The organism is Paenibacillus oryzisoli (assembly GCF_001653565.1).
Lineage (GTDB): Bacteria > Bacillota > Bacilli > Paenibacillales > NBRC-103111 > Paenibacillus_E > Paenibacillus_E oryzisoli.
Genome location: NZ_LYPB01000092.1, coordinates 264,459 through 282,470 on the forward strand (window position 1 = coordinate 264,459; position 18,012 = coordinate 282,470).

Annotated in this window: 16 protein-coding genes; 8 read left to right on the forward strand and 8 right to left on the reverse strand. The window is 35.3% G+C overall.

The genetic code is table 11. The features are described 5' to 3' along the window. Positions 1 to 139: 139 nt before the first annotated feature. On the reverse strand, positions 140 to 733 hold the full coding sequence (locus tag A8708_RS32590) for a hypothetical protein (protein ID WP_068670863.1): 594 nt from the start codon (positions 731 to 733) through the stop codon (positions 140 to 142). Between the two features lies 1 nt (position 734). Then, positions 735 to 1,625: a hypothetical protein gene (locus A8708_RS32595; RefSeq protein WP_068670865.1), complete on the reverse strand. Its 891-nt coding sequence runs from the start codon at positions 1,623 to 1,625 to the stop codon at positions 735 to 737. 324 nt (positions 1,626 to 1,949) lie between these two features. Between A8708_RS32595 and A8708_RS32600 the strand changes: the two genes are divergently transcribed. From A8708_RS32600 to A8708_RS36270, 3 genes are all read left to right on the forward strand, one after another. Next, positions 1,950 to 2,606, forward strand: a complete 657-nt coding sequence (locus tag A8708_RS32600; RefSeq protein ID WP_068670867.1) for a hypothetical protein — start codon at positions 1,950 to 1,952, stop codon at positions 2,604 to 2,606. 41 nt (positions 2,607 to 2,647) lie between these two features. After that, the gene (locus tag A8708_RS32605; RefSeq protein ID WP_068670869.1) at positions 2,648 to 2,938 is read left to right on the forward strand and encodes a hypothetical protein; all 291 of its coding nucleotides are present in this window, start codon (positions 2,648 to 2,650) and stop codon (positions 2,936 to 2,938) included. Positions 2,939 to 3,025: 87 nt separating this feature from the next. After that, on the forward strand, positions 3,026 to 3,196 hold the full coding sequence (locus tag A8708_RS36270; RefSeq protein WP_204787686.1) for a hypothetical protein: 171 nt from the start codon (positions 3,026 to 3,028) through the stop codon (positions 3,194 to 3,196). Positions 3,197 to 3,402: 206 nt separating this feature from the next. On the opposite strand, the gene A8708_RS32610 is transcribed toward A8708_RS36270, so the two are convergent. The 4 genes from A8708_RS32610 to A8708_RS32625 are packed head-to-tail and all read right to left on the reverse strand — an operon-like array spanning position 3,403 to position 10,073. After that, complete coding sequence (locus tag A8708_RS32610; protein ID WP_068670871.1) at positions 3,403 to 4,128, reverse strand: M48 family metallopeptidase; 726 nt, start codon at positions 4,126 to 4,128, stop codon at positions 3,403 to 3,405. A gap of 12 nt (positions 4,129 to 4,140) precedes the next feature. Continuing rightward, complete coding sequence (locus A8708_RS32615; protein ID WP_068670873.1) at positions 4,141 to 7,233, reverse strand: type I restriction endonuclease subunit R; 3,093 nt, start codon at positions 7,231 to 7,233, stop codon at positions 4,141 to 4,143. 42 nt (positions 7,234 to 7,275) lie between these two features. Further along, complete coding sequence (locus A8708_RS35110) at positions 7,276 to 8,532, reverse strand: restriction endonuclease subunit S (protein ID WP_082927950.1); 1,257 nt, start codon at positions 8,530 to 8,532, stop codon at positions 7,276 to 7,278. Between the two features lie 11 nt (positions 8,533 to 8,543). After that, a complete protein-coding gene (locus tag A8708_RS32625) occupies positions 8,544 to 10,073 on the reverse strand; it encodes a type I restriction-modification system subunit M (protein WP_068670875.1) in 1,530 nt (509 codons plus the stop codon). A gap of 267 nt (positions 10,074 to 10,340) precedes the next feature. Here A8708_RS32625 and A8708_RS32630 point away from each other — a divergent pair, with 267 nt between their 5' ends. Further along, on the forward strand, positions 10,341 to 10,751 hold the full coding sequence (locus A8708_RS32630; protein WP_068670877.1) for a hypothetical protein: 411 nt from the start codon (positions 10,341 to 10,343) through the stop codon (positions 10,749 to 10,751). Positions 10,752 to 11,065: 314 nt separating this feature from the next. On the opposite strand, the gene A8708_RS32635 is transcribed toward A8708_RS32630, so the two are convergent. Further along, positions 11,066 to 11,857: a hypothetical protein gene (locus A8708_RS32635; protein WP_068670879.1), complete on the reverse strand. Its 792-nt coding sequence runs from the start codon at positions 11,855 to 11,857 to the stop codon at positions 11,066 to 11,068. 348 nt (positions 11,858 to 12,205) lie between these two features. Continuing rightward, the gene (locus tag A8708_RS32640) at positions 12,206 to 13,021 is read right to left on the reverse strand and encodes a hypothetical protein (RefSeq protein WP_157265155.1); all 816 of its coding nucleotides are present in this window, start codon (positions 13,019 to 13,021) and stop codon (positions 12,206 to 12,208) included. Between the two features lie 133 nt (positions 13,022 to 13,154). Here A8708_RS32640 and A8708_RS35715 point away from each other — a divergent pair, with 133 nt between their 5' ends. The 4 genes from A8708_RS35715 to A8708_RS32660 all read left to right on the forward strand — a co-directional run bounded on the left by A8708_RS35715 (position 13,155) and on the right by A8708_RS32660 (position 17,988). Then, positions 13,155 to 13,361, forward strand: coding sequence for a CopG family ribbon-helix-helix protein (locus A8708_RS35715; RefSeq protein WP_068670883.1), 207 nt, complete (start codon positions 13,155 to 13,157; stop codon positions 13,359 to 13,361). A gap of 167 nt (positions 13,362 to 13,528) precedes the next feature. Continuing rightward, positions 13,529 to 13,867 (forward strand): hypothetical protein, encoded by a 339-nt coding sequence (locus A8708_RS32650; RefSeq protein ID WP_068670885.1) that lies wholly within the window; start codon positions 13,529 to 13,531, stop codon positions 13,865 to 13,867. Between the two features lie 12 nt (positions 13,868 to 13,879). Beyond that, a complete protein-coding gene (locus A8708_RS32655) occupies positions 13,880 to 15,196 on the forward strand; it encodes a TniQ family protein (protein WP_068670887.1) in 1,317 nt (438 codons plus the stop codon). Positions 15,197 to 15,288: 92 nt separating this feature from the next. Next, positions 15,289 to 17,988 (forward strand): TnsA endonuclease N-terminal domain-containing protein, encoded by a 2,700-nt coding sequence (locus A8708_RS32660; RefSeq protein ID WP_068670889.1) that lies wholly within the window; start codon positions 15,289 to 15,291, stop codon positions 17,986 to 17,988. Positions 17,989 to 18,012: the final 24 nt, after the last annotated feature.

The following is an 18,012-nucleotide window of genomic DNA, read 5'->3' on the forward strand; positions in this document are numbered from 1 at the left end:
GAGGAAAACGGTAAAAACCCCACTAAATATAGTCATTTTTTCCAACGTCAGATGATTTTTCCTTTGAAAATTCACATTTGATTAATTGATTTTCAATGAATTACACAAAGAGCAAGTCGCTTTAAATGCGACTTGTTCTTTAATTGTTACCCGAATTACTATTATTCGGCTCTTTATAAGTTACATATAGGAAAAGTGTTTTCATGTTCCTAATCGAAAGAAGTACCGAATGAATTGTTATCGTAAGCCAAGAACCTGCCAATACCCATGCCCACCATGAAATTTGCCACTCTTTAAGATTCTGAGGAATGAATGAGCCGATGTAAAAAAGGATAATACTTAAAAAAACTACAATAAGTTGTATAATAACCGCCCACGTAAAAAAGCAGATTAAAATATCATATAGATTCATTGCTCCATCACTGGTTCGTATACTCCTTAGTACACCTGTAGGACCTCCAATAATCGTAGAGAGTATTGTTATACTCGCAATATTGAAACCAGCAAGTATCGAGATTGAGGCGATAACTTGCCCACTGACCTGTTGAAACTTTTCAATCAAGGTCGATAGCTTATCAACTGAGAATGATGTAAACCATAATAACAATATTGATATCAACATCGGCAAGAAAAAATCGATTATTAGTTCCGAAATGGAAGAATATCTCCAATACTTACCGAATGTAACAATTGGAAAGTTGTTTGCTTTATAAAAAGCTTTAAGCTTCTGCATCCTATTCTCCCCTTAGTAGATCCCTTCTTTGTGCAATCTCAAAAAGAACGGTCTCCGCAGACCGTAAAGTAGGTTGCCCAGTTCCATCTACTTCAACACTTCGCTTGTATTTTTCCTGTGACTCATCCATCCTTATAACCTTCTCTGCTCCTGCAAGCTTACCTTTTACAACAATTTTCGATACTCCTGGCTTATCTTTGTACCTCCTTAAAAAAGGTACTGCACCCACAAGTCCACTTCTTCTAAATTTAGCAGAAAAGTCCAGTTTAACACTTGTTGCATCAGTAAGTCCCGCCTCATCCTGTAAAGCTCTTACAGCGACATTTTCATCGGCCGCTGGGTGAGCAGTAGTTACCTCAATCGAAATTTTATTAACTGAATTTAGAGCTTCTATATTTTCAAAAAAAGAATTATCTAACAAAGTGCATATCTGTATATATGTGAGTTGGTTTTGCCTAATGACAGGATCACCAAGTTGCTCCAAATATTCCTCAATACGAGGACGATTTAATTTTATGTGAGACTGAAGAAGAAGTAAACCATCACTTTTTCTAATCAAGAAATATGTGTATATGGTTTCTCCCTCTCTCAGATTCTTCGGATTTGGTCGTCTTGTAAGATTATCCGCATGTATTAATTCTCCTGTTGTACCGTATTCGGCATAAGCAAAACGTCCAAACAAATAATTTGTCTCAATTGAAAAGTGATCTAAATATATTAACCATGAATCGTGGAATCTCCTTGTCTTTGCAGTATCTGTTAATTGTGAAATATAATCAAAAAGGTCACTTATGATCGTATGATCCCATTTAATCGTGTCCACCTGTCTTTGCCCATCTAAGTAATGCAAATCAATCTGGTATGCATAGAAGTTTTTACTCTTTGTTGCCAATTTCCCCATCTCCTTTTGGCGTATTAATTCGACAAATTCGAGGAAAATCCTTCCTATTTATACCCTGACATTCTGAAAAGAGAGCTAACAGTGGCAGGAAAATAGAGTTTTCCGAAGAATTACATATTTTTATGTATGAATTTTTTTTTTTGGGAAAAATGAAATGGATATTGGATTAAGTTTTCTTATGATGTTAATACACACGATCATACACTAATTGATAAATATGTAGGGGACATAATTTATCGGTAGAAAACTTCATTCACCCACTGTATTGGACGGATAAGGAAGAGACTCTGGTTTACTTGTAAGGGGGATATAAATGTGGTTATTGCAAGGTTGAGTGAAGAGTCCTTTACCATGGAACTAGAAAAGTTAGCTTTATCGGTGAGAGTCAACTTTTATTTGATAGGTAAGGATTTACAGGAGGGTAAATCAAAACAAGAGGTAAAGGAAAAATACGACACTTATTGGAAGGTCGTTGATAAAATTGAGGAGAAGCTGGAGAATGGCATACCAGTTGAAGATTCGATACCACCTCTTCCGACTATCCAAGAAAAATATGATACACCTCAAGGGAGGCTAAGAGTAGCGTCCTACCTTCTTGAAGGAGGGATGGATGAGGACGAGGTTGTTGCATATATGGGAATACCGCTTCGTGAAGTGAAAACTGAACAGTCAGTCATACGAGCCGAATTCAAAAATATTGCTGACATGGGTTCTCATTGGGATTATGTTTTGAAGAAAAGAGTGGAGAACATAGGCGAAAAACATAGATCCGCAGTTATTGTCCGTGCGATCCATGACATGTTAGTGGACGAGGTTCCTTATAATCTAATCGTAAGAATTGTTAATCAGCCGATTGATATGGTGCTGATAGTCGAACGGGAAATTCGGGATGCAGAACGTAAAGCACTTGAAATAATCGAGCGAGGTGTTGATTCGATTCCTAAACATATTACAGAATATAATGGCGAATAAGTCGGTTTGGAAGCGGTTGTTCGGGGGTTAAGGAGAAATTTATGATATTTAAAGATAGTTGGGATGTCATTAATACTTTGCTTGATATAGGAGTAGAACGTCGTCAAATTCCGATCTATGAGAATGCGGTCATGTACGAAGATGGAGATTTTATTAAAAGGTATTATGGGAATGAATCAAACCTAATAAACTCCATACTCCATCTCGCAGGATTCCCACCGATCGGGGATGAATACTACTTATTATTGCCTAACTTTATTAATGAGGATGGCGATATCAAGAGTGATAATTTTTCGAAATATATGAATTACATGGAGAATTTTCTCAATTGATATGAGAATATTTTATCAATCCTGAAGAAAAATCAAGGGAAATGTTACTTCATACGCTCAAGTATTGGCATTTATATATACTTGATAATGAGACGTAAAAAAAGAGAAAAAGAAGGAGAATCCTCAAAACAAGCAAGTGAAAAGGTTCACTCAGCATATGGACAATTGTTGTTATCAATGGAACAACCCTCATTAACAAACATAAATCGTCGTTATTCTATTGCAGTACCTCATACGAATGAATTTGTAAGTCAATAAAAAAAACCTCAACATCTTCATATATATCTAAATCTTCATTTCTTATTAATTGATGATTCTAATCATACAATTAAAATTGAAGAAAAATCGCCTTTATGCAAAAATTTGAAATACTTGAGATATTTAAATAGTTGGCATAATAAAAATAACCGCGGCCGCGGTTATTTTTATTACTTGAGATGAGTATGTAGTAATAGAATACTTACCTATAGGTCCCGAACAATCTCATCATCCAATAATGTTTTTCGTTTTTCCCAATCTGGCATTAGCGAATACAGCATATTATAAAAGCTATCACTATGATCATTGTACTTAAAGTGTATTAGTTCATGCAAAATCACATATTCGATGCAGTGCTTTGGGGCCTTAATAAGTTCGGAATTAAGGAGAATTGTTTGGGAGTCAATAAGAGCTGACCCCCACCTTGCCTTCATCACTCGAAAATCAATAGATGGTCGTACTATCCCATATTTCTGAACCAAAGAATATATTTTATCCAACGATTTTTCGAATACAATTCGTACCTTCTCCTGATACCATTCCTCAATAAGTTCTGCTTTTCGAGCGAAATTATTTGGTTCTCTTACCATTAAGACTATAAATCCACGATAATATTTCACTTTCTCTTCTTCAATTGTATCCTGAACACGTAACCTATATTGTTTACCTAGATATTTAATGGACTCTCCACTTACATATTCTCGTTCACTTTGTTTATAAGGCTGAACGTTCTCAAACATCTTTACATTTTTAGTGATCCATGCACCCTTGCTTTTGACGAAATCATAAATAAAACTTAATGGGACTTTCTCCGAAGCCGATACCATAATCGTCATATCTGGCTTAATGTTAAGATTCACATTCTTAACACTCTTTCGTTCAATTACAAACTCAATTGTTCGATCGGCGTATACGATCTGATGTTTATCCATGTTACCACTACCTTAATAGCGACGTAAAGCTACTGTCTTTATTTGCTCAATAATCATATCCACTTGATCAAAACCCAGCTTCACGTTATGCTCTTTTGTAAAATCAAATATAAGGTCATCTAACTCTTGAGCAATCCGATTGTGGACTTCAATGTTTTCATGCCAATCCACCTTAGTGTAAGCACGAATAATATCCTCCATTTTCAATGCTAGTTTGGCTAATAATTCGTCGCCCATCTTATGCTCTTTCATGATGTCATTCGTCACACCATAGAAAGCCTGAGCATTTGCATTTTTCTTGATACTATCGTGATAATCTTCAACAGGTTCACCTTTCTGATATTCCTTTTTGAGATCATTCATTCTCTGCAAATATTCAGCTTCGGAAATGCGTTGTTGCTTATAAGCATCAATTGCTTCCTTGATCCGTTCGGAAAACTTCTTATAATAGGCAGGATTCTCATCCCATTTAGTATTTACACTTTTTGTGAGGCGAGTACGAATGGCATCCGCTTTAGCACGTTTAGATTCTAACCGCTCCAATTCATCTTCAAATGCTTTTTCGTTGAGAATATCAACAGGGTTTGTTATTCGAATAACTTCTTCTGCAGAGATGTAATGATCCATTAGAGTTTGCATCTTTGCTTCATATTCTTTATGGTCGATGGTATCCGAATACCTAAGCTTTACTGCTTTGCGAAGTTCCTGAAAAAACTTCAAATCTTTTTTATAATTTTTCAATTCATCAAATGGCAAGGCGTTATAGATTTTCTCAGATTCTAAAGCAATGCCAAGATTTTTTCCGAATTTAGATAGAACTCCGTAAAATTCTTGCCTACGCTCTTCATCCTCTAACCACACTTCATATTCTTCCGTATCCTGTTTGTTCCTGATTGGAGAAAAAATTTGTAGTAAATCAGAATGATATTGTCTTAACGAACCAATAATGCTAATCACATCATAAATGGCCCCTTGTAAGTCTTTTGGATCAAAGTTTTCAAGGCCCGCACCAGAATACATTTCTAATGCCTGATCTAGTCTATCAAGCAATCCTCTGTAGTCAATAATTAATCCATAATCCTTACCGTCATACAATCGATTTACCCTTGCAATCGCCTGTAACAATGTATGCTCTTTCATGGGCTTATCAATATATAGAACAGTAGCTCTCGGTGCATCAAAACCTGTAAGTAGCTTATCAACAACGATTAACAGCTCGATCTCATCACCATCGATGAAATCCTCTTTTATTGCATCTTCATAGGACTGATCATCACCGTAGCGATTCATCATGCGATTCCAAAAATTAAGCACCTTGTCTCTGGAAACCTCATCAACAGCCTCATGCCCTTCTCTTTGATCAGGCGGAGATATTACAACTGCACAGGTAAAATCACCAAGCTCTTCGAAAGCCTCCAGATAACGAATTGCTTCGTTCTTGCTGTTGGTTGCAAGCATTGCTTTAAACTGACTTCCTTGCGTTTTATAATTATTAAGAAAATGCTGATTAATATCGAAGGCAATCATGCTAATCCGTTGATTGGATGATGCAATTCGTTCGAACTGACTCCACTTTTTCATGACCTCATCTTTTTGCTTTTCATTCAAGTTACGAGTGATCATCTCCAGGCGGGTATCAATCGCCTTTTGATTGACGGTCTGATCAACCATCTTCCCTTCATATAAAAGAGGAACAATCGCTTTGTCTCTAACACCATCAGCAATCGTGTAAGTATGAATCAATTTACCGAACTTAATCATAGTGCTTTTTTCTTTCTTCATAAGAGGTGTGCCTGTAAACCCCAGATAACAGGCATTAGGGAAAACCTTTTTCATTTTAATATGAAGTTCACCATATTGTGAGCGATGTGACTCATCAACTAAGATAAAGATATCTCTGGATTCTATAGGCTTTTGCTTTGTTGAAGCGGACTCGAACTTGTGAACCAGTGTCGTTACAATATCCGCATTATTGTCATTAATGAGATCCACTAAGTGTGAGCCTGATGTTGCTCTGCTCGCCTTTAACCTAGTATGTTTAAACGTCTTTTGTATTTGTTTATCCAGCTCAACTCGATCCGTTACAATAACAACTTTTGGATTATGCTCATTCATCTCAGAGAGGATATATTTCGCCAGCATCACCATCGTTAGGCTCTTACCCGAACCCTGTGTATGCCAAATGACACCAGATTGACGATTTCCGTTTTCATCACGATCCTGGATGGTCTTGATGATTTCCTTGATAGCAAAGTATTGCTGGTAACGAGTGACCTTTTTCACGTCTTTATCGAATAAAGTAAAGAAGTGCGTCAACTCCAGGAACCTCTCTGGATGAAACAGAGAAATGATATTCTTGTCCTGCATCGTTGGCAAGCGGCCATCAACTGTTTCATTCAAAATAGCCTGCAACCATTCTTCTTTTTCTTCCTTCCACACCGACCAGAACTTCTTTGGTGTATTGCATGTTGCATATTTCGTCTCATTTTTGTTCGTTGACAAGACGATTTGCACATACTTAAAAAGTTGTGGGGCATAGTTTTTCCCTTGATTACGAATCATTTGCTCAATACCCTGTTCGATTGAGATTGATGCTTTCTTGCATTCAATAATCGCAAACGGGATACCATTCACGAACAATACAACATCGGGACGTATTGTACCTCGTCCATCCATTCGTTCTACAGCAAATTCTTCAACCACGTGAAAAACGTTATTCTCGAATTTATCCCAATCGATATACTGAATTGTAAATGACTTCTTTGAGCCATCAGGTAAAAATTCAGTGTAGCTTCGCTTTAACATCAGCGTCTCGAAGATCTTCTCATTCGTCTTCACAAGTCCATCTGTTAAAGGCTCATCCAAATCACGAATCGCTTGCTCAATATTCTTCTGACTGAACTTATACGTAACGCCCTTGTATTCGTATGAGTTGAACTCTTTCAATTTCTCTTCCAATACCGTTTTCAACAAAACGTCATAGAAATTTCCACGCATTGATTCAGCCTGCTCAGGACTAAGAAGCTTATATTTCAAACCCTGTAACAACTCAAGTGCTGGCTGTTGGCTAATAAGTCGCTCATCATAACTATTCTGTCGTTCCACATTCACACCTCCAAGATAAGGATTAGAAGAAAAGGGCAAAGGTTAGACCTTTACCCGCACTTTCCCTGTTAGTAAGAGTTGCATAAGACCTTTTTTTTGCTGTTTAATATATTCAAGTTCAATTCCCATGAGTTCTATCTGGTTATCCAGAGAGAGTAATACTCCTGCAATCGCCTTTTGCTCACTAACATCTTGTGGCACTAACACTTTGATTACCTTAAATTTTTCATATTTTAGATTCAAAGTATCGTCAACTAAACCCTGTGAATACCTTCTAAATAGGTTGACTGTATGGGGAAGTTTGAATAAAAAACTCATGAAAATTGAATCTACTCGTTTAGTAGGCTTCAAAATAGTATATGCAGGACTTACTATTCCCTCATACTTGGAAACACCTGATACACCTTGCCACATTCGCATAGTGTTATAACCAATGTCCAATGGCATTATGCGTTTATACTTTGATTTATCTTCACTCGAATTATCTTTAATTTCGACTTCAGTACGTCGTACTATCCCTTTCTGAGAAGTAATAGCCAACAACTCAAGTTCATTAAAAGCAACTTCTTTTCTTTCTTTGAATAAATCCCCTAACCTTGATTCTACCCATTCCCCATTAAATCCTGGAATTCTGACCTTCCCCGTTAGCAACTTCTGCATTAGACCTTTTTTCTGCTCTTTCTTCTGCTCGATCAGCTTTACTTTTAACTCGATTGCTTTATCCCAGGAGTTGATTGTCTCAATAATTTTCCCTTGCTCTTTAATACCTGGTAACTGAATATGCATTTCTTTCATAATCTGCGTTGTTAAATTATTAAATACGCCTCCTGTAGTAGCAGAAGACTGCATCTTGTCATGCAAGAGTTCAAAAAAATAGTATAGGTACTCAGGTAATAAATCTTTGTAATTATCAAAACCAAAGAATCCATCGTGTATACATGCAGGTACGCCGAGTATTCCTGGTATTGCAACCCTTGTTCCAGAGCAACTTAATACTACAGTACCTTCAGGTACATACCTACTTTTTTTCGCTCCCTCTTCAGTTAAACTATCAACGGATGGAATTACGTATTTACCATCCCTGCTTACATCTTCTATTAATAACCTTGGTATACTTCCTCCGTAATATTTTGGATCTCCTTTTGGTCTCGGACTTGCTCCCCGAAAAACTCGAACTACTTCTGAAATCTGGACATTTCTCCAATCTTCAGGAAAAAGCCCATAGCCAGTTTCTATATATCCTTGAGGTGGTATACCTGTATTTAGCAATTGTAATCTTTCCTTAGTAATCTCGTTCATATTTTACTCACCTACAATCCAAGCTCTTTAAGGTATTGTTCCATTCGTGCTTCTACTTCTATAATTTCCTGTTTAATACTCATGATCTTCTCTTTCGCTTGCTCCATATCAACTTGCTCTTCTTCCACAAAGGTATCCACATATCGTGGAATATTTAAGTTGAAGTCATTCTCCGTAATCTCTTCTATTGTAGCTACATATGAATACTTATCTACTACTTCATATTTCTCATATGTTTCCATAATTCGTTGCAAGTCTTCTTCCAGCAACTTGTTCTGGTTCTTAGCTTTTTCATAGTTTCCTTTACCCGAAGCATCAATAAACAATAAGTCTTTACGCTTGCGATTCTTCTTGAAGACCATAATACACGCTGGAATACTTGTGCCAAAGAATAGCCCTTCTGGTAGCCCTATAACAGCATCCAAAAAATTCATTTCGATAATTTGCTGACGAATTTTCTCTTCACTTGCCCCTCGGAATAAAACCCCATGAGGAAGAATTGTCGCCATGCGACCATTTTCGGCTAATGAATACAGCATATGTTGAACAAATGCGTAGTCACCTTTAGATGTAGGTGGTACTCCCCATTCGAACCTTCTATGCTGATCAAGGCTCGCATCCATTTTAAACTTCTCATCTGTGTTCCCTTCACCCGCAAACCCTATCGCCCATTTGTCCAAAGAAAAGGGGGGATTTGCTACAATTACCGAAAACTTCATTAACTTACCATCTTCTAAATTAAGTGGATTCGATAACGTGTCGCCCCACTCAATCTTCGCATCATCAATACCATGCAAATACATGTTCATAAGTGCCAACGAATGCGTTTGTCCATTCCGTTCTTGACCATAGATCGCAACTTTCTTGCTTGACACTTGGTTCGCCACTTTAATAAGCAATGAACCAGATCCACATGTCGGGTCATAAATGCGATCATTTTCTATTGGCTTAACCAATCGAGCCAGCAGTTCCGACACCATCGAAGGAGTAAAAAATTCCCCACCTTTTTTACCAGCATCCGAAGCAAACCGTTCGATCATAAACTGATAGGCATCACCAATGACATCTTCACTACCTACAACCGAAGGTTTCAGAGTGAGCTTATTGAAGTCTTCCAGCAATGCACGGAGCATCGCATTTCTTTCTTTTGCCTTACCCAGTGTAGCTTCACTGTTAAAGTCGATATTTCGGAAAACGCCTCGCAGTTTCCCTGTGTTCTCGTTCTCCAATCGCTCCAATACTTTATTGATGATTTCACCAATTTCAGAATCAGTCCGTTTGCTATATAAATAATCAAATGTAGAAAGCTCATCTAATACAAAACGCTCCCTGGATAACGCACGTTCAATTCGTTGCTGATCTCCATCGTATCGTATTGTATATTCCTCTACATGCTCTTTATATGCATCACTCAAATACTTGATAAACAACATTGTGAGGATGTAATCCTTATATGTACTGGAATCGATTTTCCCTCTGAATGTATCAGCGGCCTGCCATAAAACAGCATTTATTTGTTGTGATGTAACATTTTCATTCATTATTGTTCCTCCTGGATAGTCTCATAAGTTTTCTATGTCGTATTAATTAATCTAATCAGTATACAGCACAATTTAAGTTTTGAAAAAGAGAATAAAATAACAAATAATTCATTTTAGACATAAACAATTTTGGAAGGGGGTACTTTTCTGCAAGAAGATACCTCGAAAGAATTATTAAAGGAGGATACTGAGAAGGGGGACTTGATTTTTATTCCAAAAATAGGGATGATAGTTGAGTGAAATGACAAAATGAATGGGGGATATTCGATGGCTACGTTCGGATATGGCGAAAAAGAAGAAGAAATGTACCTGAAAGCATTAGAATTAGCAGAACAAGGAAATGCGACATTATTATTTCACTTTGAAAAAAACAAAACGGTTTTGTACAAAATCCTAACATCGCACAAGCTTAAAATTAACATGAATGATGTAACCGTGGAGAAACTTGAAGAATTCAAAAATCATGTAGAGGAAAACGGTGAGGTTTCACTATATTGTATTGATGAAGTAAATCTATCCTTTGAAGAGATCAAAGCAGTAATTGAGCGGAATAAAAAGCAAAGGGAAATTACGGATGTTGTATTTGATCGGTTAGATAAGGAAAAGAAAAGTTCTGTAAAAGGGCTTTGTACAAGGCTAGGCATAAAGTTACACTATTTTGGAGACATTTGGGATTAATATTCACTGTTCAAACAAGAAAATTGATTTCATCAAAAAATAAAATTTATACTAAATACTAAAGACATGGTGTGAAGTAAACAAGCCCCATGTCTTTTTGTTATAACAACAATAACCACTGGAACAATCTAACCCTTATTCCTCTCCCTTTATTTCCAAAAAAAATCACTTCGAACTTGCAATTGGTTATCGAAAAGATTGATCAAGCAAAACGCCCTGTGATTTTATCAAGTGGTAACATTCGTTCCGCCCAAATAAGGCGATTAATCGAAATAACATTTTCGTGCAATAATAAATAAAATCTAGTCTTGATACTAGAGGACACCAAGTACCCATCCTTCAAGTGCAATTTGTTTTTTTTCAGTTGCATCTAAGGTTTTTAACAATAGGTACTGAGCGAGTGTATTATTGTTATCTCTTTCTTGTAACCAACACGCAATAACCAAAGCATCTCTAGCATGTTCGGTCAAATTAACGGTTAAAGACTCGAATCTTTTGTGAAAAATTGCAGGATAAACTTCTGCAATTACAACATTTTTTTCTTCACTAATTTCATATCCATCAAATGGCCAAAAGTGTATTTTCGAATCGCAATTTTTTCGTAGTTCTGCAATCCAGGGAATTCCTGCGTGAGTCGAATATGAAACATTACCTTGTCCTACTCTTTTTTCAGAAATATCTAAAACATGTTTTGCAGATGAATTGTATTTCTCGATCAATCTAAATTTATTTTCAATTAAATTATCATAGTCTGGATTAATTTTGTTTTTACATGTATCAACTGAATTAAATCTTGTGTTCCAAAGATTTTCAAAGTGAGTCAGAAACTGACCCCAAGTAGTTAAGTTGTTTTTGGGGGATTCAAAGTACTCCTTCGGAAACGAAAAACCGTGATCAATTCCTATGATAGTTTTTACATTTTCTTTCGTAATATTTTCTACATAATGGTATACATCTTCCCTAGACCACATAATTCTTTTCCCATCACTTTGTTTGCGAATGGGTTGATTTGATCCCACTGCCTCATACACTTGAATCCCAGATAGCTTTTTATTTGGCAAATCTGCCCCAGAATAATCTATTCCGACATATCTTTGAGAAATCATTTTATTCCTCCATTGAACATGATTTTCTCCCTCTGCTAGCACATGTAAGTTCGATAGTTATTAAATCATTTTCAATCATTTTGTTTTTCCAAACAATTACACTAGAGTACTCGATAGTTGATGAAATTAACAATAAAATTTAACAGAGCAAAAATTAAGTAAGGGAATCGAGACAAAAAAAAGATCTATGGAATGCTTTTCCACAGATCTTTTTCACCGATGCTTTCGGATTTGTCTCTATCATATCATTGGTATTATTTTTTGTAAATAGTTGGCATTTATTATTTTCGAGCAAAGAAAGTTAGAACGTATATATCCCAAAAATTCAAAATAAATTGAAGAGCGTTCTCACAAATTAAAATTTAATATCTTGCTTCGTCTTTTAGAAAGATATTCAAAAATTTTATTCTCTCTGCTTTTTTCAATAAGAGTAAACCTAACAAAAATATCTTGAATTTTTCGAAAGTTATCAATCTCTCTTTTATTAATTAGTCCTTTTGCTAAAAATCTATCCAATTCTGAAATTTCAACTTTGCAACACTTAATTAATAAATCATGTAAATCACTTTTGAATATTCTTAGCGTATCGTATTCCAACTTCGATTGTAAGCAAAACACTCCTAGCTCCCAATGAATTTTGGTTTCCACACTAAATGATTGCGATATGGCCGCAATGCTTTTTAATTTCTTCCACTCAGCCAAAAGAATATGATATTTCCCATTAAGTTTTTTCCACCATAACAAGAAAAATTCCAAACTACAATCTTTAGAATCCTGAACTACAGTAGTTAAAACCACATCTACTGATTTACTCTGATTGTTAGGGAAGTAGCGAATTGTTTTGCGATCATTTAATACAAATGGGGTTAGTAATATTTTTTGATCTGGAGTTAACAGTTTCTCATCAATTTTACTAACATGCGGTAGAATACCCAGATCATAAAGCAATTCCTGTAGTTCCTCTTTATTCCACTCATATTTGTACACCCTCGTGTATTTTGCTACGATTCCCAAACTTTTCCACTCATATCGACTAAACTCTAATTCCTTATCATCTAAAGATTTTTTAATAAAATCTTTTACTAAAGTCAACTCCTTTTCAATTGTTTTCATTTCAAGATACTTTCCGTCTATTATGAATGTTTTCATTAATTCAATACTCAATTTGAACACCCTCCGAGTCGATATACCTTCATTCATTTCCATATAACACAAAATGTATTCATAAATTAACACAATTTGTGTTATATTATTAACACTATGAATACCTCTATACTGTAGTATAGAGGTGATATTATTGAGTAACGACGACTTTATCATTACTCCTAAAGAAGATAAATCAGTCACAATTTCAATTCGGATTGAAAAAACGATGCAAGGGCAATTTGATCAATTGGCCAAGAAAAGTAACCGTTCACGGAATGAACTTATTAATCTTGCTCTTGAATATGCACTAAAGAATGCTAAATTTATAAAATCAGCTAATGACAAAAACATTAAATAGCATTGCTGAGAAAAATGATAAAAATGCGTAGACCTCTCTAATTAAAGATGAGGTCTACGCATTTTTGTGATCATTTATGAACACAAAGCGATATCATTATGTATTCATTTTATGTTTTTTGGAAATGCTTCCATTTAGATAAACACCGAATACATGGAGGGAGATCAATGTCTGGAAAAAATCAAAAAGAGCAACTATTCTCTGAGATCGTTCTAGTAACAAATCAAGGAATACCTCTAAACGGAACTTATTATTCCTGTGGATATGCAATACAAAAGGAATGGTTCATCAAAGGAAAATTTAAACTTTTGGTATATTATTCTCCAGCAAACCTTAAAGAGATCTATATCCCAATAAATGAAGAATATTTAATTAATGCATACGCTTTAAATCCTCCACCAATTTTAGATCAAGCAGAATTAATCAAATATCAACAACGCTTGCAACAATTCAAAGAATTATTGAAAAGAAAAAAGAGGCACCGCATAAATTTTTCTACTTATTAGGAAGGGATAAACATGGAGAATCAACAAGAACTATCTCCTATCAAAAGTAATGTTAGCGTACTTTACCGACTTGAACCTATAGGAATAAACACTGGACAGTGCGAAGGACTGACTGGGTATTTAACTCGCTTGGCTCAAGAACATCAGGTATTACCGCATACTCTGATTAAACATGTTGTAGCACCGTTATTGGGCAAAAAATACCTTTTACAAGATCTGAACCGAGGGGGAAGCAGATTTTTTGAACGTTCAATATCAATTAATGGTGTAGGAGAATTCAGTCAGGAGATTGTTGAAGCACTTCATGATTTAACAACATTTGCTTCACTCGAACAACTAACATTATTACCATGGAAAAAGGTTATCGTGAACAAGTATCTACTTAACCAATCAAAAGCTTGGTGTTCATTTTGTTTTGAATATTGGAAAACCTCTAATAAACCGTTATATGAACCGCTTATTTGGTCTTTTAGAGATATGGCGGTTTGTCCGATACATAACATACTTTTAGACAATAAATGTCCTAATCCGCAATGCGGGAATAGAGTACCGTTCTTAAAACGGAATTCAATAATTGGATATTGCCCTTTTTGTTTAACCTGGTTAGGCATTCACGGAACAAATCAGAAGATCAATGTGTGCTGGGAAAAACTACTGTGGGTTTCAAATTCACTATACAAATTGGTTGAAACAAACCACTATATAACACATAAACAATTATCTGAACAAAATTTGCAAAAGAGCTTTCTTAGATTACTTAGCACAACTGGTTACAACATGAACCAACTTGCTAAAGAGCTTACTTTACATAAGTCAAATGTGTGGCAATATTGTAATGGTACTTTTATTCCTCCACTTCACACGATATTAATGATCTGTTTTCATTTCAACATATCATTAGTCGATTTTTTAACAGATACAGAGTTCTCCCCCACTTTTCGTGACGTTCCAGTCATTCATTATGCCAATAAATTAAGAAATCAAAAAATCAAAATTGAAGAAATAAAAACTAAAATAAAATTACTACAAAAAGTTTCCCCTCCACTTTCATTACAGGAATTATCCCGAAGGTTAGGATATACAACCAAAACATTGAAAAAAAACTTCCCAGATTTAACTTCCCAAATAAAGCATCAGCACAGTTCTTTCAAAAGTATTTATGCAAAACAAAAAACCGAGAATACATGCCAAGACTTAAGAAACACAATACAAGATTTACTCAATCAAGGCATTTATCCAAGTAGAAAACGAGTTGAAGATCACTTAAAACGCCCTGGTATCTTACAGAAGCCAATCTACAAAAGCATCTGGAGAGAATTGAGAAAATGATAAAATATATCAAAATTCAAATGTTATGTAGGTATAATTTCCCATACATTAGGGCAATCATATCCTAAATGAAAACGTGAGGTGATAGATTCGTGTTGTCAAAACAACATTTTGATGGTTGGTGTATTGAAAACCAAATTACTGAACAAACAAAAAAAGTAATAGAACAAATAAGAACCTCACCACCTGTTCGCAGGGTCCAAAGTGGAAGTAACAATGTTAGCGGAAAATATCCTAGTAAAAAGATGGGCCAGTCTATTCAATTCGAAAGCCACACAGTAGAACTACCTTTTATTTACCAATTAGAATTTGATTCCGATGTCCTTGAATTTTATTGTCAGCCAAGTCAGATTAGGATCGATTATATTGGTATTTCGGATGGTAAACAGAAAAGAAAAACTTTCAATTACACCCCAGACTATTTTGTTATTAGAAAAGATCGTGCGGGTTGGGTAGAGTGTAAAAGCGAAAAAGACCTGATAAAACTTTTCAATAAAGATCCAAATCGATATTACCTAGATGGTCATGGCATTTGGCGTTGCCCACCTGGGGAAGTGTATGCTAAACAACATAATCTTGAATTTTCAGTATTTTGTAGTTCTGAAATCAACTGGGTACTACTAAGAAACACAAAATTCTTAGAGCACTATTACAATAATGAGTTTGAAATCGATGTTTTTTTCAAAGAAAAGATTCTCTCAATAGTAACGAAAGAACCAGGCATATTATTACAAGACCTTTTGAATAACGCTAAGGAAATACAAATTAAATCAGACTATATATACAAATTAATCTCTACAGGAGAGATCTATGTTGATCTTAATCTGTACAACTTGAGCGAAACTCAATACACTCATGTATTCGCAAATATTGAAAAAGCCAGAGCTTACGTTCATCTTGAATCCACGAGTAAGGATTGGTCTTCTAACAATATCGTTGGGCTTGAGCTTATTATTGGAAAAAGTGTGAGTTGGGATGGAACGCTTTGGGAGATTATCAACTTAGGGGAATCTGCAGTTTCCTTACTATCCAATGCAAATATCATCAACCTTACTTATGAACAAATCAACTCACTCGTCAAAGTAGGAAAAATTAGTGGTATAGACTTTTCCAGCCAAAAACACCCATATGTACTTGAGGCATTCAAAAAAGCCAACAATATACAGTCTCGAATTGCAAGAGAACGTTACGAAATTATTGAGCCAATTCTAAAGAGTAATAAATCAGTAAACGAATCAGCTCAGTCAGTTTCCGCTCGAACTATTAGATTGTGGATGCAGAATTTTCTTAGAGCAGAAAAGATATATGGCAATGGATTTATAGGTCTCTTTCCAAAGGATCATGAAAAGGGAAATCGAACAAAGAAACTAAATCCTGAAACCGAAAAATTAGTCGAAACATGGATTTCAAATAATTATGAGACGTTCAAACAAAAAAAGATACTTCACGTCTATGGAGACTTTCTTCTCGAATGTAAGAATCAGACCATTCAAGAATGTAGCTATAAAACATTTGTTGAAAGAATACACGCACGTCCAAGGTATGAAAAGGTAAAGAAACGACAAGGTGAAAAAGCGGCCTACCCATTTGAATCTTTTTACCTTGAATATCAATTGACATCAACTCGACATGGGGAGCGCCCCTTTGAAATTGCCCATATAGACCATACCCTATTGGATATAGAATTAATTGATTCATCTAATAGAAAAAATTTGGGCAAACCCTGGCTCACTTTCATGACTGATGGCTGTACAAGAAGAATACTTGCTTTATACGTGACATTTGATCCTCCATCTTATCGTTCCTGTATGATGGTTTTAAGAGAATGTGTGAAAAAATGGTCTCGATTACCTGAATGTATAGTAGTTGATGGAGGAAAAGAATTTTCGAGCGTTTACTTTGAAACTGTGTTATCAGCTTTTAAATCAATAAAAAAACAACGACCCGCAAGTAAACCGAGATTCGGTTCTGTCTTAGAGAGACTTTTTGGAACAACAAATACTCGTTTTGTTAACAACCTACTTGGGAATACTCAAATAACTAAAAATGTACGACAAATCACGCAGAAGAATAACCCTAAAAATTTAGCTATATGGACATATGAAATGTTTGTTGATCGTTTAAGCCAATATGCTTATCAGATTTATGATCAAATAAAACATCCAGCTTTAGATGGGAATTCCCCATTGGATGCATTTACCATTGCTATGCAAAACACTGGCGAACGAAATTTCACAATGATTCCATACGATGAAACCTTTTATATTTTAACTTTACCTACTTCCAACAAGGGAGAATCAAAGGTCGAACCAGGAAAGGGATTTAAAATCAATTATTTGTATTATTGGAACGATGAATTTAGACACCCCGAAATTGAAAACACGAAGATTCCAGTAAGATATGATCCGTATAACATAGGAATAGGCTACGCATATGTGAATAAAAGATGGATCAAATGTAGATCTAACTTTCTATTCGATGGTAAAACCGAAAAACAAATTAAAATTGCTTCAGTAGAAATAAAGAAAAAATTCCAAAACCATACACATAACTTCAAATTGGATCAAACAAAACTCTCCGAATTCTTAAGAAAATGTGAATCGGATGAAGTTATATTACAAGAGGCAAAGGATCGTGAAGTTCAAAATGCTTCTAAAGTAAACCGTGGAAAAAAAACCAATAACACAACCTCCTACTCAAATTCGATAGAACAACAAGTTCCCATCGCTGAAATTGATCATGATGATGAGATTCCAACAGATAGTGGAGTACGATATGGAGAGTTTTTTTAAGAAAGTATAGATAATGGATAACTG